Raw genomic sequence first — 22,438 nt, forward strand, 5'->3', positions numbered from 1 at the left:
AAAATAAGTAAAAGATTGCGCTGATAGGCTTAAAAAGGCTTGTCAGCGTTTTTTTTGGGCGCTAACGTAACCCACTATAGCTTGCAGCCCAGACACGATAAGGCTTCAAGCTAGTTTAGGAACTTAATGGAACGGAAAAGTCACCATTAAAAAATTATAACTGGTGACACTAAGGGGAAACACAGTGAATAAAACACAATTAGTAGAAAAAATCGCAGATAACGCTGACATCTCTAAAGCATCTGCAGGTCGTGCTCTTGATGCATTTATCGAAGCGGTAAGCGGTACTCTTCAGTCTGGTGACCAAGTTGCTCTTGTTGGCTTTGGTACATTTAGTGTTCGTACTCGTGCCGCTCGCACAGGTCGTAACCCAAAAACGGGTGAAGAAATTCAAATTGCTGAAGCAAAAGTTCCTGCATTCAAAGCAGGTAAAGCTCTTAAAGACGCTTGTAACTAATCAAAATCGTCTTTTTTTGCCACTGGTAGGCAAAATTAATTCGAACCTTTTGAAATTATGCGCATCCTACTGATGCGCATTTCTTTTTCTGATATTATCGCGCTATTCAAATTTTTAGGCTGAAGTGTGAAACTTCTTATCCGGAGAGCAGTTAGATTATGATGGATCGATTACGCGAAGGCGTGAACAGCATCGCGGTGAAAATTATTTTAGGAATGATTATTTTATCATTCATCTTCGCAGGTGTAGGTAGTTACCTCGTCAGTGGTAGCAACAATGCTGCAGCAAAAGTTGGCAATACTGAGATTGGTCGTGGAGACTTTGAGCAAGCATATCAAAATGAGCGCAATCGCATGCAGTCCCAATTAGGTGACTACTTTGCTAATTTGTTGGCTGATCCAAGCTATGTAGAGTCTTTCCGTAAATCTGTACTTGACCGTATGATCAACGACCTACTACTTGAGCAGCATGCTCAGTCGTTAGGTTTACGAGTCAGCGATGCTCAGGTTCGTCAAATGATTATTGATATGCCTCAGTTTCAAGTTGACGGAAAATTTGATCAAGAAATCTACCAAGCAGCGCTTCGTCGTGCCGGTTTTTCACCAGAAAGTTTTGCTGAATATCTACGTCGTGACTTGGTTCGTAACCAACTATTGAGCGCCATTCAAGGCAGTGAGTTTATTCTTCCTGGTGAAATTGATGAGCAAAGTCAACTTATCTCTCAAACACGTAATATTCGTTCGTTAACGCTATCTCTTGATGAGTTTGCTAAAGGAGTAGAATTAACAGAAGAAGACATTGAACAATATTACCAACAGAATCCAGATCGTTACACTCGACCTGAGCAAGTAAAAGTCGCGTATATAGAACTTTCGGCTGAACAGTTGAAAGAGCAAATGGCCGTTTCTGAAGAGCAAGCGAAAAAGTATTACCAAGAGCATCTGGATAAATACTCAACACAAGCTCAACGTAAAGTGAGTCATATTCTGGTACAAGGTGACGATGAAGCCAAAGCGCAAGCAATACTTGATGAACTCAATGCAGGTGCGGATTTTGCGACGTTAGCAAAAGAGAAATCTGAAGATATTGGTAGCGCAGAAGAGGGGGGATCCCTAGGCTGGATTGAACGTGATGTGATGGATCCTGCTTTTGAAGAAGCAGCGTTCGCACTTCAAAATGTCGGAGATGTAACAGGTTTAGTTAAATCTGAATTTGGTTACCACATCATTCGTTTAGATGAAGTGAAAGACTCGGTTGCCCAACCTTATGAGCAAGTTGCTTCTGAAATTAAAACAGAGCTAAAAGATCAAAAAGCGGTCGATAAATTCTATGAACTCCAAAGTGAATTAGAAAAAGTAGCGTTTGAATTTCCAGATTCTTTAGATGATGCCGCTAAAGCGATTTCTGCAACCATCCAAACTACTGACTTTATTTCACAACAAGATGCGCCAGAATTGTTGTTGACACCAGCGGTGCTACAAGCGATTTTGAGCCCAGAAGTAAAAGAGGATGGCCTAAATTCTGAGGTGATAGAAGTTGCGCCTGAGCACGTTATTGTGGTTCGTGTTAACGATGCTCGTGAGCAAATGGTACTGCCGTTATCTGAGGTTAAAGAACAAGTGGTTACTCAACTTTCAAAAGTGAAAGGTGAGCAACAGGCAACGGAGTTGGGCGAAAAACTCGTCGCTTCACTACAAAATGGAGATCGATCTCTGCTCGAACAGAACGCTCTGGAATTTGGTGAGGCAGAAATGATTGATCGCAGTTCACCACTTGCTAATACCGTTTTCTCATTACCTAAACCAGTAACGGATAGCGTGATTTACGGGCAAGCAAAAGCGGCAAATGGTGATGTCGTCATTATTGAGCTTGATAAAGTTGAGTCAAAAGTTACACCAGAGTACAACGATCAAATTGGTGCTCAGCTAGAACGAATGGGTAGCCAACAAGACCTTGCGGGAATGCTAAGTATCTTACGTAAGAATACGGATATTGAGTACTATGTTGTGAGCCAATAGTTACTAGCAATGTAACTGATATGAAACTCAAAATGGGCTGCAGATGTAGCCCATTTTAATTTTTGGCTTTATGCATCTGAATGTGTTTTTTAAGTCGTTAGTATAGAGGTGACTGAACTGACAACAAGGAGATACTCAGATGAAATCGAAACTATGGTTACTCGTTTTAAGCTTATTACTGCCACTTACACCTACCTTTGCATCCGAAGAAGTTGCAGACACTTATCAAGGTATAGAAATTACCGTCAATATAAACCAAGCATCCGCCCAAGAGCTCGCTGATTTATTAAAAGGTGTTGGTTTAAAAAAAGCACAAGCGATAGTCGACTATCGAGAGCAAAATGGAGCGTTTAAAACGAAGGAACAACTGAGTCAAGTAAAAGGAATCGGTAATGCCATCGTTCAAAAAAATGAAGACAGAATTTTATTATAGTTTGGCATAAATTAATAATGAGGGGCTATATGAAGAGCTCCTCTTCACTACTTTTTATTGCACTATTTCAGACACATCAACATTCCTTCCTAGCACCTTTACTGGATAAGCACTATAATTTGTCGCCGACAAAAGCGAGCAATGTGTCGCACTAAAACGAATTGGAGTAAATCATGTCCTCTCATACACCGGTTATAACCGTTGATGGACCAAGTGGTGCTGGTAAAGGCACACTTTGTATGTTGTTGGCTAAAAAATTAGGCTTTCATTTATTAGATTCTGGGGCAATATACCGTGTGCTTGCACTCGCCGCTATTCACCACGGAGTTGACACAGAATCAGAAGATGCTCTCGTGCCTTTAGCAACGCATTTGGATGTTCAGTTTTTGGCGGAAGGTGACTTAGTGAAAGTTATCTTGGAAGGTGAAGACGTATCTAAAGAACTACGCAAAGAAGAAACCGGCATGGCAGCATCAAAAGTAGCGGCTTTACCTCGAGTGCGTGAAGCGTTACTGCGCCGTCAGCGTGCTTTTGCCAAAGAGCAAGGCCTAGTTGCTGACGGACGTGATATGGGGACTGTTGTATTCCCACAAGCTGAAGTAAAGATATTCTTAGACGCGAGTGCGCAAGAGCGTGCTCAGCGCCGCTTTAAGCAGTTGCAACTCAAGGGCCTAGATGTTAAATTTGACGCCCTTTTAAGCGAAATCCAAGAGCGTGACGATCGAGATCGTAACCGCCCAGTGGCTCCATTACGACCTGCTGAGGATGCGCTATTGCTTGATTCAACTTCAATGTCTATCGACGAAGTTGTAGAAAAAGCATTACAATATACCGAATCTAAGCTAGCAGAATAGTTCTGTTAGGTAAGAGCGTTGGTCGCAAGGATGATGACTGGCGAATTTAATAACCCCATGCGGTAGGATACCCATGGAAGTTTAATTATTGAAGATTAAATAAATGACTGAATCTTTTGCTCAACTCTTTGAAGAGTTTTTAAACGAAACTGAATTTCAACAAGGTACTATCGTTAAAGGTACTGTAGTAGCTATCGAGAACGGTTTCGTTCTTGTAGATGCTGGTCTTAAGTCTGAGTCTGCTATCCCTGCTGAACAATTCAAGAACGCTGCTGGCGAACTTGAAGTTGAAGTTGGTTCTGAAGTAGACGTAGCTCTTGACGCTGTTGAAGATGGTTTCGGTGAAACTCAACTTTCTCGTGAGAAAGCTAAGCGTCACGAAGCTTGGATCGTTCTTGAGAAAGCTTACGAAGAAGCTGAAACTGTTGTTGGTATCATCAACGGTAAAGTTAAAGGCGGTTTCACTGTTGAACTAAACGGTATCCGTGCTTTCCTTCCAGGCTCTCTAGTAGACGTACGTCCTATCCGTGACACTGCTCACCTAGAAAACAAAGAGCTAGAGTTCAAAGTTATCAAGCTAGACCAGAAGCGTAACAACGTTGTTGTTTCTCGTCGTGCTGTTATCGAATCAGAAAGCAGCGTTGAGCGTGACGAACTTCTTGAAACTCTACAAGAAGGAACTGAAGTTAAAGGTATCGTTAAGAACCTTACTGACTACGGTGCATTCGTTGATCTTGGTGGTGTTGACGGTCTTCTACATATCACTGATATGGCATGGAAACGCGTTAAGCACCCATCAGAAATCGTTAACGTTGGTGACGAAATCCTAGTTAAAGTTCTTAAGTTCGATCGTGAGCGTACTCGCGTATCACTAGGTCTTAAGCAACTAGGCGAAGATCCATGGGTAGCAATCGCTAAGCGTTACCCAGAAGGTCACAAACTATCTGGTCGTGTAACGAACCTAACTGACTACGGCTGCTTCGTTGAAATCGAAGAAGGCGTTGAAGGTCTAGTACACGTTTCTGAAATGGATTGGACTAACAAGAACATCCACCCATCTAAAGTTGTTAATGTTGGCGACGAAGTTGAGGTTATGGTTCTTGATATCGACGAAGAGCGTCGTCGTATCTCTCTAGGTCTGAAACAGTGTAAAGCTAACCCATGGCAGTCATTCGCTGAAGCACAAGCTAAAGGCGACAAAGTTACTGGTAAGATCAAGTCTATCACTGACTTCGGTATCTTTATCGGTCTAGACGGCGGCATCGACGGTCTTGTTCACCTATCTGATATCTCTTGGAACGTTGCAGGAGAAGAAGCGGTACGTGATTACAAGAAAGGCGATGAAATCTCTGCAGTTGTTCTAGCAGTAGACGCAGAGCGTGAGCGTATTTCTCTTGGCGTTAAGCAAATGGAAAACGACCCGTTCAATGCATACGTTGCAGATAACAAAAAAGGTACTCTAGTTAACGGTACTGTTACTGCAGTTGACGCGAAAGGTGCTACAATTGAACTTGTAGACGGCGTTGAAGGTTACATCCGTGCTTCTGAAGTATCGCGTGACCGTATTGAAGATGCGTCTCTAATCCTAAGCGTTGGTGATAGCGTTGAAGCGAAATTTACTGGTGTAGACCGTAAGAACCGCGTAATCAACCTATCTATCAAAGCTAAAGATGAAGCTGATGAGCAAGAAGCAATGGCTACTCTGAACAAAACTGATGAAGGTGCGTTCGGTAATGCTATGGCAGATGCATTCAAGGCTGCTAAAGGCGAATAATCTAACTCGCTAGAAGGAGCCGAAAGGCTCCTTTTTTTTCGGTTAGTGCCTACTTTGATAAGCAAGTAATGAGGGAAACTATGACTAAGTCTGAATTGATAGAAAGACTCTGTGCTGAGCAAACGCACCTATCTGCTAAAGAAATTGAAGATGCAGTGAAAGATATTCTTGAACACATGGCATCAACTTTGGAGAGCGGAGAGCGAATTGAAATTCGCGGATTTGGTAGTTTCTCTTTGCACTATCGTGAGCCTCGGGTGGGACGTAACCCTAAAACTGGTGATAAAGTGGTATTAGACGGAAAGTTCGTACCTCATTTTAAACCAGGCAAAGAGTTGCGTGAGCGAGTTAATGAGAGCCTCTAAATTTGTTATTTAGAACCTATTTTGAGAAGCGGCATACAGTTGGTATGCCGCTTTTTTATGATATCTATCTATAGATAGACGTGGTTTGTGAAGTCATTTTCCTGCATAATCAGACCAGATCAATACTGGATAGGTAATGGCTTATGAAAATTATAAAAATCGTTCTCATTGTTGCGCTTTTTTTGATTGCTTTAGCATTAGGTGCACAAAATCAAGTGGTTGTGACTTTTAATTACTTACTCGCTCAAGGTGAATTCCACCTATCTACTTTACTTGGTGTAGTGTTTGTCTCAGGTTTTGCTTTAGCTTGGTTAATTGGCAGTAGCTTTTATTTTAAATCTCAGTTACAGCTGCGAAAGCTAAATAAGCAGTTGAAGAAACAGACGGCTGAAAAAAATGCCGTTACAAGTAAAGCTTAGAATGGAATAAAGGCTGACTTAATGTTAGAAATTCTCTTCTTGTTATTGCCAATAGCAGCCGCTTACGGATGGTATATGGGCAATCGTAGTGCCCAGCAAGACAAGCAGAAGCATTCTCACCAAATATCCCGTCAATATGTTACGGGGCTTAATTTACTGCTTTCTGATCAATCAGATAAAGCGGTTGATCACTTCATTGAACTGCTTCAGGTCGATAATGAAACCATTGATACTCACTTGGCGTTAGGCAACCTATTTCGTTCAAGAGGAGAGGTCGATCGTGCTATTCGTATTCACCAAAATCTGATATCTCGTTCGAGTTTAACCATTGACCAAAAAAATCTCGCTCTGCAACAGTTGGCAAAAGACTATATGGTGTCTGGCTTCCTTGATCGCGCTGAGAGAATTTTTGAGCAGTTAGTGGATGAACCTGAACACCGTGAAGGTGCATTACAGCAACTCGTCGCTATTTATCAACAAACCCGCGAATGGCATAAAGCCATTGATTACGCCTATGATTTGGTGAAATTAGGCCGCAAGAGAATGCGTAGTGTGATTGCTCATTTTTGGTGTGAACTCGCTATGCAAGAAAAAGCAGATGGTAACGATAGCAAGGCGATTCAGAATTTTAAGAAGGCATTAAGCGAAGACCCTAAATGTGTGCGTGCTACCATCTCTTTAGGGAAGTTATACCTTGAGCGTGAAGATTATCAGCATACGATTAAATACATGCAGATGGTTTTAGAGCAAGATATTGATTTTATAGGTGAAATCCTTCCTACTCTAGCAGACTGTTACCACCACATTGGCCAAGAACAGCACTTGGTCGAGTTCTTAAGAGAATGTATAGAAAAAGAAGCGGGTGTATCGGCTGAGTTGATGCTTGCACAGTTAGTTGCACAACATGAAGGCGTTGGTGCAGCTCAAGACTTGCTAACTAGGCAACTCGTAAAAAATCCAACGATGAAAGGCTTTTATCGTTTAATTGATTATCATCTAGCCGATGCTGAAGAGGGAAGAGCTAAAGATAGTTTGTCTACATTGCAGAAACTGGTGGGAGAGCAGCTTAAAGTGAAGCCCCATTATCGGTGTAGAAAATGTGGTTTCTCTACCCATTCTTTATATTGGCACTGTCCTTCTTGTAAAAATTGGGGGTCAATCAAACCCATTCGTGGGCTAGATGGAGAATGATTCATCAGAGTTAATCCGTTAACTCGAAAAAGAATTTGCAGCTAATAAGCTGCTTTTTTTTAGGTTCAATACTGTTAGGAGTAATAATGAAAGACCAGAAAGTGATTGTCGCGTTGGACTATGATAGACAAGATGAAGCTTTAGCATTTGTCGATAAAATCGACCCTAATTCTTGCCGACTAAAAGTAGGTAAGGAGATGTTTACACTGTTTGGTCCAGATTTTGTGCGCGAACTTCATAAGCGTGGTTTTTCAGTATTTTTAGACCTTAAGTTTCATGATATTCCTAATACATGCTCTAAAGCCGTAAGAGCAGCCGCCGAACTTGGTGTATGGATGGTCAATGTTCATGCAAGTGGTGGAGAGAGAATGATGACAGCTTCGCGTGAAATTCTAGAACCTTATGGTAACGATAAGCCATTGTTGATTGCGGTGACGGTCTTAACGAGCATGGAGCAGAGCGATCTGCGTGGTATTGGCATTGATACGACTCCACAAGAACACGTCATGCGACTTGCAAGTCTTACCAAAAACTCAGGCCTAGATGGTGTGGTTTGCTCTGCGCAAGAAGCCACAGTGCTTAAAGGTAGCTTTGGTCATGATTTCAAGCTAATTACTCCTGGGATCCGTCCTGTAGGGGCTGAAGTAGGCGATCAAAAACGCATCATGACACCATATGAGGCTATCAAAGCGGGATCTGACTACTTAGTTATTGGTCGCCCAATCACGCAGTCTGTGCAGCCTGATGCTGTTTTAAAAGCGATAAATGAAAGTCTTCTTCCGCGCGGATGATAATAAAGGGATAAACCGCCGCTAAATTGACTGCTGGCGTAAATTACCGCGACTTTAGTTAATGAAGATTCAAAGTGAAAATTTTATCAGTGATAGCCCTACTTCGGTAGGGCTTATTATTATGCGCTTAATCAGTTTGAAGCGGGACACCTTCAGCTCACACAAATCTTGGGAATATTGAAACTCTCGAAAAATAGATAGAAAATAGACCAAAATTAACCGTTGACAGTCTTAATTATTCAATTAAAACAATTGGATACGTGGATTTTTTGAAAGGTCAAACTTTGAGAAAAAAGCAATATGCACGACTCGGCCTTTAGAAGAGTCACCGTGCATATTGCTACCTGTTTTGTTGTTTTTTATGCTACGCAACCAGTTTGGGTACGCCAGAATGGAAGCGGAATTCTGAATCGTCAGAGGTAATTAATTCAGCTTCAACATTAGCGAAGTGTTCAATACGTTCTGAAATATCTTCACCAGCAATCTGTTCTGCTAGTTCCAAGTAGTCTTGGTAGTGCCGTGCTTCTGAGCGTAGCAATGAGATATAGAACTTTTGAATTGGCTCATCAAGGAACGGTGCAAGCTTGGCAAATCGTTCACAAGAACGAGCTTCAATGAACGCACCAATAATCAGCTTGTCGATAAGAGCTGCTGGCTCAAAAGTTCGGATATGCTTAATCATCCCCTTAGCGTAACGACTTGCCGTAATTGGGCGGTATTCTAAGCCTTGTTCTTCAATGATCTCCAACACTTGGTAGAAGTGGTGTAGCTCTTCTCTAATCAGTAGAACCATCTTATCAATCATATCCTGCCCGTAGGCACAGCCATCTTTGGGCTTGATTAATTTAGAAATGTTGCTTTTACCTTTTAGCGTTTCAAGGCTGCCAATACCTTTGTAAGCAAAGTTTTCATATGGCTCAACCAATTGCGTAATTTGCTCTTTACCTTCATCAGTTAAGACATAGCGTTTAAGCAGGAAAACCGCACTCTGTGAAGCTTTTAACTCGCATAGTAAATGATCTCGTAAAATCACGGATAGGTTTTCTGGCTTACGAGCTTCTTCAATCCAAGAGTCAGGTGTTGAGCATTTTAGGAAGTAATTGATTGGTTCTAATAATTTTTTGTCGTACATCTATTGATAGGTCCCAAAATCAGATGTATCAACTATACCATGTTAACTTTGTTTAGGTGTTTGTATTAAAGTTAGAAACACTTCTGTTGTTTGTACCTCTCCATCAATAGTCAGTATTTTATTGATAATCCTCAGGTTTCGTAGATATTTTTATAGTTAATATGAATCTACAGTAGTATGGTCTGTGTGTTCGGTTTTTGCACAGAGAGTGCGATAGATATACTCAATCCTATGAATAGACGTTGTTGAGGCTTTGATGTCAGATGATTTTTTTGAACAGGTAGCTGCTGATAAAAGCCAGTTGGGTTTCGACTACCAAGATCTTGTGTGCCTTGAATATCTCATTGATATGAAACAAGGAGAAAGTGTTGGTCTTGAAGTTTTAGATGATGTTCATCATGAGAGAATTCACGGCGGTAAAGCCTTAATTCAAGTTAAGCACTCTGTTGATGAGACTGAAGCTGTAACAAATAGAGACTTAGACCTTTGGAAAACTCTTTACAACTGGAGCAAGGCTCTCGAATGTATTTCAGATGATGATATTCAACTTATCTTTTTCACAAACAAGAAGAAAACAATAAGAAAAGGTCTTGTTGAGCAGTTAGATCAAACTACCATCAATTTAACTGATATCGAAGAAACAATCTCTTCAATCAAGGGTGATATAGATAAAAAAGAATCTGCTAAGGATGAAGGCGCAGCAGAGAACCCCGTTAAAAAATATGTTGATTATGTTGATAGTTTGACCTCAGAACAAAAAGAGAGACTGTTTAGCAAAATCGTCTTCATATTCTCTTTGACAGATATTTTCGAAAGACTGAGAAGAAAGATTGAATACTTCTCAATTGACAATAGTAAGTCGTTAGATGTCGTCTATCAGTTGATTGGTGTCTATAGGAAAAAGAAATATGAATTAATTAAGGGTGGTAATAAACTGAATATTGACTTTGATACATTTAGGAAGGAGTTTCAGTTTGACCGAGTTATTAAACTATCTCAAGACAGGAAAGTTGATTTTTCGAGTTATCATGGCTTTAAAAATATAAATAATATCAATCCTAAAGATGGCGTATTTGCTAAGCAGTTAGAAGATATAAATATAGATGGTGATGATATTGTTGAATATGCAATGGAATATGCAGCTACATCTATGTTTATTCAGAAAATGATTTCTGAAGGAGAGTTCAGTACGACAGAAGATGAGGCGGTAAATGAAGAGTTATATTCATCTTGGAGAACTCTACATAAACGGAATTATAACGGTAAAGATATTAGTAATGAGCAAGATCACATGACTCTTGCTAGAAACTGTTTATATAACTTGGAAGATACAAATTTGGTTGTGTCTAACTCCATCTTAGCGCAACCGATGGTTATTGGAAAAGGTATGGAGTTATCTGATTTGCGTTGGATTGGTTGGCGAAAGGATTGGAAAAAAGTCTACGGTGGCACTAAATGAATAGGGTGTTAAATAATGAAGCTATTGGGTTGTTAGCTATACAGTCAGTGCTATCTTATCTTGGCTCGTTAAATGTAGCCAATGCCTACTTAATAATACCTTTGGCTTTTGATAAGAAAATAAGAAACTATCTAAAACGAAAAGGAACATCGGTTCTATCTGCTCAAGAATTAGTAACTTCGAAAAGTGATTACTTTATTGGGTTTAATGAAAAGTTTACTGATTATCTAATAATTACTACAAATGCTATTTCGATGGGGATAGAGCTTGGTTTGTTCTCTATTGAAGATGGCATCCTGACATCCACAAACGACACGATTAGTTCGGATAACTATTTAGGTAAGAAGCTTGATGATATTGCTTTGGCATCGGAAAATTTGTCAACATTTCTAAATTCAGAACCTGAAGAATTATACTCTTTATTAAGATTGAAAATATGACTATTCAAATAAAAAATATATTAATCTGGCAGAAAAATGGTAATCTCCGTAACCTTGAGTTATCAACTAATTCAGTTAACGTAATTACTGGTGAGTCAGGCAAGGGTAAGTCTTCAATTCTCCATATTATTGACTACTGTTTGCTTTCCTCGAAGGCGGACGGTATATCCAAGCATAATATTGATGATAAGTCCTCGTGGTATGGACTGAAATTGCAAACAAGTGACGGTGATATAACTATTGCGAGACCTGCCTACCATGCAGGTGAGACAAAGGAAGCTTATTTTTCAGATCAAGGCCAAATACCAAAACTTCCTTATAACAATATGAAAGTTGATACGCTAAAGAAAGTGCTAGATAAGTCTTTTGGCTTGGATGGTGAGCTGAAAGTTCCCTATGGTGGTAGGACCGTAAAGGCTGGTTCTAAAGTATCTTTTCGTAATTTTTTGAGCTATTGCTATCAAGATCAAAATGCACTAGTTGCACCTGACTATTTATATAATAGACCTGGAGATCTAAAAACTATCGAACGTATAGAGCGAACATTTCGTATGGCGTTAGGCGTTGTGGATAGTGAAGGTGCAATTATCACTGAACGTCTTGAGAAGCTCAAACGGAATCGCTCAAGCTTAGAGCAACGCTCGGAAGTGATGCAGAAAAAGCAGCTTCATTTTCAGGAAGATGTAGAGCAATTAGAAGAAGAAGCAATTTCTCTTGGGCTTCTCGAAAAACCTAATGAAGATATGAAAGAAACTTTAAGCAGTTTAAAGTCGATAGCCGAATCGAACATAGAACAATTTAGTGAGGCGGGTATCAAACTCAAAGATCTTGAATCTAAACAGTTAGAGCTAAATCGGAAACTACAGCAGTTTAAGCGATTCAATGAAGATTTTAGCAAGTACCAATCCCTTTTAAAGGAGAGTGGCGATTCTATCCTTCCGATTGATTACATTCTTGATAGGTATAGTGAGACACTCCCGGGAACTCACACAAGCGATCTTTTGCTTGCGTTAGAAGAGCAGCTATCTGGAGTGAAACACAGTTGGGAAACAAGGAAAAAGTCACCTCTATATGTTGATGTAAATGCCAAAGCAAAGGTATTGAAGAAAGAGTTGGACGAACTAAAGGTAAAGATAAGTAAGCTTAAGGCTACTAGCAAGGTTTTATCTTCGCCTAAAGATATATATAGATATCAGGGGAAGCTCTCTGTGAAAGTCGAGCTTTTCTCTGAACGCTCGATTCCAACTGATTACAAAGAGAAGCTTTCCGAAATTGACAAGAAAATTGAAGATCTTAGTGGTTATGTTCAAGATATCGAGTCTAAACGTGAATTTGTTATGGGTAAGCTCAATAGGTACATAAACCTGCATTTAAGCCGACTGAAACTAAAAGGATATGAGAACAGCCAAGCTGTGTTTTTAGAGAAAGAACGTGCTATCAATCTGGTTCTTAATGAAGGGGAAGCGGTCGAGAAGATGATTGATATTGGCAGTGCATCCAATTACTTGTACTTGCATTTGTCTTACTTCATGGCATTGCATAAAGTAGCGAGAGAGAATTCAGTTCCTTGGCTTGCACATTTCTTAGTTTTTGATCAGGTAAGTACTCCTTATACGTTGGAGAACTCTGATGATATCGCCAGTCTAGATTTAGCATTGAAAGAAATTGATATGTATGTAGAAACAATGAAAGATAAGGGAGGTATTCAAGTCATTTTGATGGAACACATCCCTGAAGCTCATTGGCTCAATCTAGAGCTTTCAAACTTTAAACTTGTTGATCGTGAGTTGGTCGATGATTATGGGTTGATTAACTAGGTATCTGAGCTTATTACAGACGGTAGGCAGTATTATCTGCTTACCGTTTTTTTTATGGTGGTAGCGAAACTGAATTCGATGTATTGATTATCGAGAAGCTAATGCTTTTTACCGTTTTACTGTATTAGCAAGAGTTAATTGCACACCTATGCCTTCAGCTCACAGAGTAAATGATCGAGAAGAATGATTTTCAAATTGCTAGGTTTACGAGCCTCTTCTACCCATTCATCGGGGGTTTCACATTGCAAAAATTGGTGTATAGGCTCTAATAGGGATTGGATTGTTGTTTTGTTTATCATGTCGTTACTGTGTAAAAAAGGCCGCGTTCGCGACCTTCAAAATTAGAATTAAATCGAAGTGGTATATTACCACTTTTTCTTTTCGCCAAAGAGAGCATCCATATCACTATTTCTCTCTTTGTCTTCCATGACTTGAAGGTCTGCGGCACTTTTAGTTTGGCGGCGTTTCTCTAAATCATCATACATTGACTGCAATTTTTCTCTTGCTTGATTAGAGTAAGCGTCATTTTTGGTACTCAGTACATCCAAACCTTTACGCAATAATTGTATTGCTGTTCCTGGCTGCCCACGCATGATTGAATCATTAGCTCGTTTAAGTACATTTTCAATATTGATGCGAACTTGTATAGTTTCTAGACGTGCATTTTCAGTGACATAAGCCTGAGTTTCAAAGCGTCCTTTATTGTGTTCACTGCGCACCGTATCTCTAAGGCGTTTAACCAACTTCAACATCATCAGGGCTTGCTTATCACTGGTTGGAACTTTGAACGTTGTACTGTCTCCCCCCGGGTGATTCTCTTGCAAGTTTTTGACCTGTGTTTTCATGTTTTCAATTCGTTGCACTAATTGTTTATTCTTGGGATCCAGTTCATGCATATTAAGCAGAGCATCAAGAATGCGGTTATTGAGGCAAACCAATAAATCCTTACTAAAAGGCATGTGGTGAGCGTTCCCGATAAGATCTTCAGTGGCATCAATAATCGCAATGTAGCGAGTCGATTCCTGCTTTTTTGCTGACTCGACCTTTACTTTGTACTGGAGCATGATGTTGTAGCCAAGGACCAATACCAGTAAAACGGCAACTAGAGCAATGATTAAACCTATATTCATAAAATCCGTATCTTTCTTAGAATTCAGCGGTTGATATTTAAGGATACACGATCCTCAGTTATCACTACACCTTCAAAACGACTATTTTCATTATTCCTGTTTTAAAACGTCAAAACTGCTTTTTATTTGTGAGATTGGGCGTTGCTTGGCAAAAATTTAGTCAACTGCACAAAATGCTCTCTTTTTTAGTTAAGTATTGACCCTACAGGCTTTGAATTGAGAGTGTTAAGCGTTATAACTAATTATTATAAACTATGATTGTATGATCTGGATCTTTGATAAGGGATTGCGGGGCCAATAATGAAGTTACAGCAGTTAAAATACATTGTTGAAGTGGTTAATCATAACCTGAATGTTTCAGCAACTGCGGAAAGTCTGTATACCTCTCAGCCGGGTATTAGTAAACAGGTACGTTTGCTTGAAGATGAGTTAGGCATTCAAATATTTGAACGTAGCGGTAAGCACCTTACTCAGGTAACTGGGGCTGGAGAAGAAATTATTCGAATCTCCCAGGAAATCCTTTCGCGTGTCGAGAGCATTAAAGCCGTTGCTGGTGAACATACCCACCCAGAAATGGGCACGCTGAATATCTCCACTACCCACACTCAAGCACGTTATGCTCTACCAGATGTCATCAAAGGCTTTACTGCTCGCTATCCTAAAGTTTCACTACACATGCACCAAGGGACACCAAGTCAGATGTCTGAAGCGGTTGCCAAAGGTACTGCCAACTTTGCTATTGCGACAGAAGCTTTGCACTTATATCAAGACGCCGTCATGTTGCCTTGTTACCATTGGAATCGATCTATTGTTGTACCTAAAGATCATGCTTTAGCCAAAAAAGAGCGCATTTCAATTGAAGACTTGGCAGCCTATCCACTAGTCACTTATGTATTTGGCTTTACCGGGCGCTCAGAGCTAGATACGGCATTTAACCGTGTAGGGTTAACTCCCAAAGTGGTTTTTACCGCAACGGATGCCGATGTAATCAAAACTTATGTTCGCATGGGAATTGGCGTTGGTGTTATCGCAAGTATGGCCATTGATAAAGCAAGTGACAGTGACCTAGTGGCCATTGATGCCAGTCATCTTTTCGGTGCCAGCACAACGAGCATTGGATTCCGACGCGGTACATTCTTGCGCTCTTATATGTTTGATTTTATGGAACGTTTTGCACCTCATCTCACCCGGCCAGTCGTCGAGCGAGCCATCTCTTTGAAATCGAATATAGAGATAGAAGAGATGTTTAAAGATATTGAATTGCCGGTTCGTTAAATAGTTCGTTTGCTCGAGATTTCTCTTTTCAATGAGAAACGCTTTCTAATTAATGACTCTCCCCCTAAAATTAGCAACTCTAGGGGGATGAATGCGTACATTATTTAAACAGATCGATTCTTTCTTAATCGAAAATCAACACTTTTGGCGATTTGAGCCTTTTCATCAGAGTATTGTGCCCGGTTCGCCATGGCATTCATTCAATGAACCTTTAGGTCAGTGGTTAAGCTCTCTGAGCTTTTCACAAATTGAAGCGTTGAAATTGTCGCCAAATGAACTGGTTATTCATTTATCTGAGTTCATTGAAGGGTTAGAGCAAGTTCACGCTTCGTTACAACTTCGACCAGCCCGTCGTAGTCATCGACTTATTCGCGATTCCCATCTTGAAACAGGAATTCCGGGCCGAAAATTACAGCAAATTCGTTCGATGAGTGCAGCTTTATTGTATCAGCACCAAGGTACGGAATGGTTGGAATGGTGTTCAGGTAAAGGTTTTTTAGGAAGAATACTGGCAGCTCAATCAAAACAAAAAGTGACAAGCTTTGAGTATCAAATGCCATTATGTGAGGCTGGACAAACCATTGCGGATGCATTTGCTCTGCCGATGCAGTTTATACAAGGAGATGCCTTCCAGCCAGAGGCACTGTGTGCATTTCACCCAGCACAACACGCTGTAGCATTGCATGCTTGCGGTGACCTCCACGTTCGGCTTTTAGAGTATTCAGTAGCGAAAAAACTACCCGCTATTTCATTCTCACCTTGTTGTTACCACCTAATTCAAGCGGCCCTCTACCAAGCGATGTCGAGTGAGGGGCAAGCGTCATCATTAGCACTAAGTCAAAGTGAATTACGTATTCCCCTACAAGAAACTGTAACAGGGGGGGAGAGAGTGCGACGACACCGTCAGCAGGAAATGACGTATCGTTTAGGCTTTGATCTATTTTTGCGACTAGAGTTAGGCTATCAAAATTATTGTCCTGTACCGAGCATCAAAAAATCTCAGTTAGCCGATGGATTTCGCAATTTTTGCCAATGGGCTTGCACGCAAAAGAGTATTGAGTTTCCTGCCGATGTGGATTTAAAACACTATGAAGAAAAGGGAACGGATAGATTCTGGCAGATGGAAAGACTGAGTCTTGTACAGCAAGCCTTTCGTCGCATCATTGAGCTATGGCTAGTGTTGGATAAAGCCATTTATTTGCAAGAGAATGGTTACAAAGTAACGATTGAGCAGTTTTGTGAACGGGAAATCACCCCTAGAAATATACTGGTCCACGCTTTCAAGCGGTAGCAGCTAAAAGAAAGCCAGGTGATTAGCCTGACTTTCTATCCATTTCAGCGGAACGCAACTATAAGAGCTCGCGATCAGTTGAACATTGCAATAGCTTCTTCAGGTGCAACATACTCAAGAGAGAAACTCTCGGCAACTTCTTGGCACGTTACTTTACCATGGATAACATTGAGTCCTTCGAGGAAGCCTTTGTCATCAAGCAATGCTCGTTGATAACCTTTATTCGCCAGTTTTACAATGTAAGGCAGAGTAGCGTTATTTAAAGCAAATGTTGATGTGCGTGCAACGGCACCTGGCATATTGGCAACACAATAGTGCACAACGTCGTCAACGATATAAGTTGGGTCAGCGTGTGTTGTTGCATGAGAAGTTTCGAAACAACCACCTTGGTCAATGGCGACATCGACGACCGCAGAGCCAGGTTTCATGCGAGAAATAAGATCTTTGGTGACAAGCTTAGGTGCCGCTGCCCCCGGAATAAGAACAGCACCGATAACTAAGTCAGCTTCTAGAACATGTTGCTCAATAGCATCTTTTGTAGAATAAACGACTTTTGCACGGCCTTGGAATTCTTCGTCAAGTTTGCGTAATGTATCGACACTACGATCGAGAATGGTGACATCCGCACGTAGGCCAACCGCCATACGCGCAGCATTTGCGCCAACAACCCCACCACCGATAACGACCACTTTAGCAGGTGCTACGCCTGGTACACCGCCCATCAGTAATCCACTGCCACCGTGTGATTTCTCCAAGCATTGTGCACCTGCTTGAATAGACATGCGACCCGCAACTTCAGACATTGGTGCTAATAGTGGTAAGCGACCCATATTATCTGTTACAGTCTCATAGGCTATGCAGACAGCTTTGCTCTTGATTAGCTCTTCAGTTTGTGGAAAATCTGGAGCTAGATGTAAATAGGTAAATAAAATTTGGCCTTCACGGAGCATAGCACGCTCAACAGCCTGAGGTTCTTTAACCTTAACTATCATTTCTGCTTTCTCAAAAACGTCAGAAGCAGTAGGAAGAATGGATGCGCCTACAGCGATGTAATCATCGTCTGAAAAGCCGATGCCGGAACCGGCATTTGTTTCAATAAAGACTTGGTGGCCGTGTGAGATAAGTTCGCGCACGCTCGCGGGAATCATACCCACACGATATTCGTGGTTCTTGATTTCTTTAGGGACTCCAATGATCATCCTAACTCCTTAGATATTTTTGGTTGTTATAACTGCATTTGGGGTTGTTGTTGCGAATTTATGACTAGTATAGATGTGAATGTGTAAAATTTGATACTGAATATTAAAAAGTTGTAGTATATATTTTTGCAAGGAAGTAATAAGGTGGAATAAAAAATGGCAGACAACTATAAAAGGCCGTCCAAGGATCTAGACCGTATCGATCGCAATATTCTTAATGAACTGCAGAAAGATGGTCGTATTTCGAATGTAGAATTGTCTAAACGGGTAGGGTTATCTCCAACGCCTTGTTTAGAACGTGTGCGTCGCTTAGAGCGTCAAGGTTTCATTACCGGTTATACCGCGTTGTTGAATCCTCAATATCTTGATGCTTCGCTTTTGGTATTTGTTGAAATTACGTTGAATCGTGGTGCACCTGATGTGTTTGAGCAGTTTAATACTGCGGTTCAAAAGCTGGATGACATTCAAGAATGTCATCTTGTTTCTGGTGATTTCGACTACCTGTTGAAAACCCGTGTATCTGACATGGGGGCGTATCGAAAACTGCTAGGCGACACGTTGCTACGTTTACCTGGTGTAAACGACACGCGCACCTACGTCGTAATGGAAGAAGTAAAGCAAACCAACCAATTGGTTATAAAAACTCGATAATGTTTGAATAGTGGTACTTCTTTCCACATTCTGACTTTCGTCAATTGGGTTTTTAACCTTGATAGGTTAAATTACATAACAAACCGAGCGGCTTTTGCCGCTCGGACTGTTTCCACTTAAACCAATCGCTAAATTATTCATCAAATTTACGTATTGGCGCTAATCAGAATCTAGGTTTATGTTCAAAGAGAACCCGAATAAAGTTGAGACTATTATTAAAACGAGTGAAGAGCCTCAGTCTTCACGTTTGAATGGGTCTCAACGCCTTAAAGAATGCGGACTGATCATCGCTGTCCTTGCCTCTGCACTTCTTTCTGTCGCATTACTTACTTTTAACCCTGCCGACCCATCGTGGTCCCAAACGTCTTGGGGCAGTGATATACAAAACGCTGGTGGAGTTATCGGGGCCTGGGTTGCGGATACGCTGTTCTTCATATTTGGGTCACTGGCTTATCTTATCCCGCCTATTATGATGGTGATTGCTTGGGTTTTTCTACGAAAAAGAGATGCCGATGATCCTTTAGATTTTGTGTTGTGGGGTACGCGCTTACTCGGCCTAACTGTTCTGATTTTAACCAGTTGCGGATTAGCTGATATTAACTTTGATGATATTTGGTATTTCTCTTCGGGTGGTGTTATTGGTGATGTACTGACGAGCCTAGCCTTGCCTACATTAAACTTATTAGGTTCCACGTTAGTATTACTTTTTCTATGGGGAGCAGGTTTTACGCTGCTAACTGGGATCTCTTGGTTAACCATTGTTGAATCGCTAGGAGAGACGAGCATCCGCATGTTCTCATGGCTGCTTAACCGGATTCGTGGTGAGCGAGAAGAGACTATTGAACCTGTTCTCACCGCCGTTGAATTATCTCGTGCTGAACCCACAGTGCTTGACCAAGAGGTAGTGAATGAGCGTGAGTCGACTGAGCCGACAGTGGAAGGTGCTCAACAGAGTGTTTTAGGATATGAGGCGCCAAGGCGTTTTAATATTCATATGCCTGAAACCAAAGAACCTGTTGAGTTAACAACACCATCGAATTATATCGAACAACCTGAGTTTGATCGCAGCAAACAACTTAATGCAACGATTGAGGAGCTTGAATCGGTCGCTTTAGAAGATGATGATCTTGTATCTCAATCAGGGCAAGAATCGCCTGATCCCACGTTCATTAATAATACGATGGAAGAGATACCAGCACGGCCGTTGAGATCTGAACCATTGGATCAAGATTCAAATTGGCCTCAGCCTCAGGCAGATACCGAGGTTGACCCGGCATTTAGCTCGGTGGCTGACGTTGAAGTCGATGAACTGCGCGTTGAACCCGTTATTTCAGATTTTGATGTGGTTGATGAAGAAGAAGCACCAAGCGAAGTAGAGTTTGTTCACTCTGAGCCTAAACTTATGCCGCAAGCTGCAAGTGTCGAGCAAGAAGATCACGCAGAACAAACCGATAGCGACGTACTTGCTTTTCAAGAAATGGTGGCGTCGGCACAGGCAAATATGGCTGCGCAACAGAATCCATTTTTAATGCAACAAGAAACCAATCTTCCGAAACCTGCCGAGCCAATGCCAACGTTGCAGCTTTTATATCATCCAGAAAAGCGTGAGAACTTTATTGACCGAGATGCATTAGAAGAAATTGCTCGGTTGGTTGAATCCAAGCTCGCTGATTATAAAATTCAGGCGCAGGTTGTAGATATCTTCCCAGGTCCGGTGATTACTCGTTTTGAGTTGGATCTTGCACCAGGGGTTAAGGTCAGCCGTATTTCTAGTTTGTCGATGGACTTAGCGCGTTCTTTGTCTGCGATGGCGGTACGTGTGGTTGAGGTTATTCCTGGTAAACCGTATGTGGGCCTTGAATTACCGAATATGAGCCGTCAGACAGTTTATTTATCAGATGTTATTGATAGCCCGCAATTTAGAGAAGCAAAATCACCAACAACAATTGTATTAGGGCAAGACATTGCTGGTGAAGCTTTGGTGGCCGACTTATCTAAGATGCCTCATGTGCTGGTGGCCGGTACCACGGGTTCAGGTAAATCGGTTGGGGTCAATGTCATGATTCTCAGCATGCTGTATAAAGCAACGCCTGAGGAGGTCCGCTTTATCATGATTGACCCTAAAATGTTGGAGCTATCGGTTTACGAAGGTATTCCTCATCTTCTCTCTGAAGTTGTTACTGATATGAAAGATGCTTCCAATGCGTTGCGTTGGTGTGTGGGTGAAATGGAACGCCGCTACAAGCTCATGTCAGTGCTTGGTGTGCGTAATATTAAAGGTTACAACGATAAACTGAAGATGGCTGCTGAAGCGGGTCACCCAATCCATGACCCTCTTTGGCGAGAAGGTGACAGCATGGATAGCGAACCGCCATTGCTAGAAAAATTGCCGTATATCGTTGTGGTTGTGGATGAATTCGCTGATCTAATGATGGTGGTGGGTAAAAAAGTTGAAGAACTGATTGCTCGCTTAGCGCAAAAGGCTCGAGCGGCTGGTATTCACTTGATCCTAGCGACCCAACGACCATCAGTTGACGTTATTACGGGTTTGATTAAGGCTAACATTCCAACACGTGTTGCTTTTACTGTCTCTACCAAAACAGACTCACGTACTATTCTTGACCAAGGCGGTGCTGAATCGTTATTAGGCATGGGTGATATGCTTTATTTACCTCCGGGTTCAAGCCATACGATTCGCGTGCACGGTGCTTTTGCTTCAGATGATGATGTGCATGCGGTCGTGAATAACTGGAAAGCTCGTGGTAAACCTAATTATATCGAAGAGATCACTCATGGCGATCAAGGCCCAGAAGGTTTGCTACCTGGTGAGAAGATGGAAAGTGATGAAGAAGTCGACCCACTCTTTGATCAAGTGGTGGAACATGTCGTAGAGACGCGTAGAGGCTCAGTTTCGGGTGTTCAACGGCGGTTTAAGATTGGCTATAACCGAGCGGCAAGAATCGTTGAACAGCTAGAAGCTCAAGGAATCGTGAGTGCGCCTGGTCATAATGGCAATCGAGAGGTACTGGCTCCCGCACCATCAAGAGACTAACATTCAGTTTCTCAACGCCTAACTGCGTTTGGTCCATTATTAGGATAGAAAAAGATAAGGGCACTGTAATCCATAGCATCGAATATGGATTACAGTGCCCTTAAAATTCAGTGACCTAATAAGCTTATCGATTGGTTTTTGCTAGTTGAGCTAATACCATCACCGCTAATACCAATAAATTACCTGCAAAAATAACCACTAACCACTGTGGCATCGAAAGCGATAAAAACTGCCATACAACTTTTGAACAATCTCCGTAAGCCTCAAACATCCATGGTGCCCATTGATTTAGTGGCGCCCAACTAGGGAAAGTGACAAAAAGATCGCAAGTAGCGAATGGAGAAGGATTAAATTGATAGTCTACATGTTGTAATGCTAACGTTAGCCCTTTGTAGGCACTTGCTCCCCAAGCGAGTAGGCCAATCCAACGTACAAATGGGTTGCTTGGCGCGATAGCCCCGATAACTGCTGCACCTCCAATCCCTAACATCGCAACTCGCTCATAAATACACATAACACAAGGTGCTAGTATCATAACGTGCTGGAAAAAGAGTGCGCAGAGTTCGAAGAAAACCACAAAAAGCAAAAGTAAAAGCCAAGACTTTCTAGATTGTGAGAAGGACTTGAGTGTGGAAAGAATGTTCACTGATATTTCCCTATTGAGAATAAAAAAAGCTCTGAGTTATCAGA

At 41.4% G+C, this 22,438-nt stretch carries 20 protein-coding genes and 1 pseudogene; 16 read left to right on the forward strand and 5 right to left on the reverse strand.

The genetic code is table 11. The features are described from left to right. Positions 1-184 precede the first annotated feature (184 nt). From HGG78_RS02225 to pyrF, 9 genes are all read left to right on the forward strand, one after another. The gene (locus HGG78_RS02225) at positions 185-457 is read left to right on the forward strand and encodes an HU family DNA-binding protein (RefSeq protein ID WP_053310127.1); all 273 of its coding nucleotides are present in this window, start codon (positions 185-187) and stop codon (positions 455-457) included. Positions 458-615: 158 nt separating this feature from the next. After that, positions 616-2,475, forward strand: a complete 1,860-nt coding sequence (gene ppiD / locus HGG78_RS02230) for a peptidylprolyl isomerase (protein ID WP_168522724.1) — start codon at positions 616-618, stop codon at positions 2,473-2,475. A gap of 139 nt (positions 2,476-2,614) precedes the next feature. Beyond that, complete coding sequence (locus tag HGG78_RS02235; protein ID WP_168522722.1) at positions 2,615-2,908, forward strand: ComEA family DNA-binding protein; 294 nt, start codon at positions 2,615-2,617, stop codon at positions 2,906-2,908. A 173-nt stretch (positions 2,909-3,081) separates the two neighbouring features. Next, positions 3,082-3,762: a (d)CMP kinase gene (gene cmk / locus HGG78_RS02240; protein WP_053310124.1), complete on the forward strand. Its 681-nt coding sequence runs from the start codon at positions 3,082-3,084 to the stop codon at positions 3,760-3,762. Positions 3,763-3,865: 103 nt separating this feature from the next. Then, positions 3,866-5,536: a 30S ribosomal protein S1 gene (gene rpsA / locus HGG78_RS02245; RefSeq protein WP_053310123.1), complete on the forward strand. Its 1,671-nt coding sequence runs from the start codon at positions 3,866-3,868 to the stop codon at positions 5,534-5,536. 68 nt (positions 5,537-5,604) lie between these two features. After that, positions 5,605-5,901: an integration host factor subunit beta gene (gene ihfB, locus HGG78_RS02250; protein WP_168522718.1), complete on the forward strand. Its 297-nt coding sequence runs from the start codon at positions 5,605-5,607 to the stop codon at positions 5,899-5,901. Positions 5,902-6,044: 143 nt separating this feature from the next. Then, positions 6,045-6,320 (forward strand): LapA family protein, encoded by a 276-nt coding sequence (locus tag HGG78_RS02255; RefSeq protein ID WP_053310121.1) that lies wholly within the window; start codon positions 6,045-6,047, stop codon positions 6,318-6,320. 21 nt (positions 6,321-6,341) lie between these two features. Beyond that, positions 6,342-7,511 (forward strand): lipopolysaccharide assembly protein LapB, encoded by a 1,170-nt coding sequence (gene lapB, locus HGG78_RS02260; protein WP_053310120.1) that lies wholly within the window; start codon positions 6,342-6,344, stop codon positions 7,509-7,511. 86 nt (positions 7,512-7,597) lie between these two features. Next, on the forward strand, positions 7,598-8,302 hold the full coding sequence (pyrF, locus tag HGG78_RS02265) for an orotidine-5'-phosphate decarboxylase (protein WP_168780398.1): 705 nt from the start codon (positions 7,598-7,600) through the stop codon (positions 8,300-8,302). A 364-nt stretch (positions 8,303-8,666) separates the two neighbouring features. Here pyrF and miaE (HGG78_RS02270) read toward each other — a convergent pair whose 3' ends face one another. Then, complete coding sequence (gene miaE / locus HGG78_RS02270) at positions 8,667-9,434, reverse strand: tRNA isopentenyl-2-thiomethyl-A-37 hydroxylase MiaE (RefSeq protein ID WP_172531958.1); 768 nt, start codon at positions 9,432-9,434, stop codon at positions 8,667-8,669. A 256-nt stretch (positions 9,435-9,690) separates the two neighbouring features. Between miaE (HGG78_RS02270) and HGG78_RS02275 the strand changes: the two genes are divergently transcribed. Genes HGG78_RS02275 through HGG78_RS02285 form a run of 3 tightly spaced genes read left to right on the forward strand, consistent with a single transcriptional unit; the run spans position 9,691 to position 13,150 of the window. Further along, the gene (locus HGG78_RS02275) at positions 9,691-10,893 is read left to right on the forward strand and encodes an ABC-three component system protein (RefSeq protein WP_172531959.1); all 1,203 of its coding nucleotides are present in this window, start codon (positions 9,691-9,693) and stop codon (positions 10,891-10,893) included. Next, positions 10,890-11,333: a three component ABC system middle component gene (locus HGG78_RS02280; protein ID WP_172531960.1), complete on the forward strand. Its 444-nt coding sequence runs from the start codon at positions 10,890-10,892 to the stop codon at positions 11,331-11,333. Before HGG78_RS02275 ends, HGG78_RS02280 begins: the two co-directional genes overlap by 4 nt. Then, positions 11,330-13,150, forward strand: coding sequence for a DUF3732 domain-containing protein (locus HGG78_RS02285; protein WP_172531961.1), 1,821 nt, complete (start codon positions 11,330-11,332; stop codon positions 13,148-13,150). Before HGG78_RS02280 ends, HGG78_RS02285 begins: the two co-directional genes overlap by 4 nt. A gap of 149 nt (positions 13,151-13,299) precedes the next feature. Here the strand turns inward: HGG78_RS02285 and miaE (HGG78_RS02290) are convergent. Both miaE (HGG78_RS02290) and HGG78_RS02295 read right to left on the reverse strand, forming a co-directional pair. Continuing rightward, positions 13,300-13,449: pseudogene (gene miaE / locus HGG78_RS02290) on the reverse strand (tRNA isopentenyl-2-thiomethyl-A-37 hydroxylase MiaE); the annotation flags it as partial. Between the two features lie 66 nt (positions 13,450-13,515). Further along, positions 13,516-14,280 carry a hypothetical protein gene (locus HGG78_RS02295; RefSeq protein WP_053310116.1) on the reverse strand — a complete coding sequence of 255 codons (765 nt, stop codon included), beginning with the start codon at positions 14,278-14,280 and terminating at the stop codon, positions 13,516-13,518. 300 nt (positions 14,281-14,580) lie between these two features. On the opposite strand from HGG78_RS02295, the gene cysB reads away from it, so the two are divergent. Both cysB and HGG78_RS02305 read left to right on the forward strand, forming a co-directional pair. Then, positions 14,581-15,555, forward strand: coding sequence for an HTH-type transcriptional regulator CysB (gene cysB, locus HGG78_RS02300; protein WP_053310115.1), 975 nt, complete (start codon positions 14,581-14,583; stop codon positions 15,553-15,555). Between the two features lie 91 nt (positions 15,556-15,646). Further along, complete coding sequence (locus HGG78_RS02305) at positions 15,647-16,846, forward strand: methyltransferase (protein WP_172531963.1); 1,200 nt, start codon at positions 15,647-15,649, stop codon at positions 16,844-16,846. 74 nt (positions 16,847-16,920) lie between these two features. Here the strand turns inward: HGG78_RS02305 and ald are convergent, their stop codons facing one another. Continuing rightward, a complete protein-coding gene (gene ald / locus HGG78_RS02310; RefSeq protein ID WP_053310113.1) occupies positions 16,921-18,045 on the reverse strand; it encodes an alanine dehydrogenase in 1,125 nt (374 codons plus the stop codon). A gap of 156 nt (positions 18,046-18,201) precedes the next feature. Between ald and lrp the strand changes: the two genes are divergently transcribed. Together lrp and HGG78_RS02320 are read left to right on the forward strand one after the other, a co-directional pair. Next, the gene (gene lrp / locus HGG78_RS02315) at positions 18,202-18,696 is read left to right on the forward strand and encodes a leucine-responsive transcriptional regulator Lrp (RefSeq protein WP_053310112.1); all 495 of its coding nucleotides are present in this window, start codon (positions 18,202-18,204) and stop codon (positions 18,694-18,696) included. A 178-nt stretch (positions 18,697-18,874) separates the two neighbouring features. Continuing rightward, complete coding sequence (locus HGG78_RS02320; RefSeq protein WP_172531964.1) at positions 18,875-21,748, forward strand: DNA translocase FtsK; 2,874 nt, start codon at positions 18,875-18,877, stop codon at positions 21,746-21,748. A gap of 124 nt (positions 21,749-21,872) precedes the next feature. On the opposite strand, the gene dsbB is transcribed toward HGG78_RS02320, so the two are convergent. After that, positions 21,873-22,394: a disulfide bond formation protein DsbB gene (gene dsbB / locus HGG78_RS02325; RefSeq protein ID WP_171980309.1), complete on the reverse strand. Its 522-nt coding sequence runs from the start codon at positions 22,392-22,394 to the stop codon at positions 21,873-21,875. Positions 22,395-22,438 lie beyond the last annotated feature (44 nt).

This window comes from Vibrio aestuarianus (assembly GCF_012395185.1).
GTDB lineage: Bacteria > Pseudomonadota > Gammaproteobacteria > Enterobacterales > Vibrionaceae > Vibrio > Vibrio aestuarianus.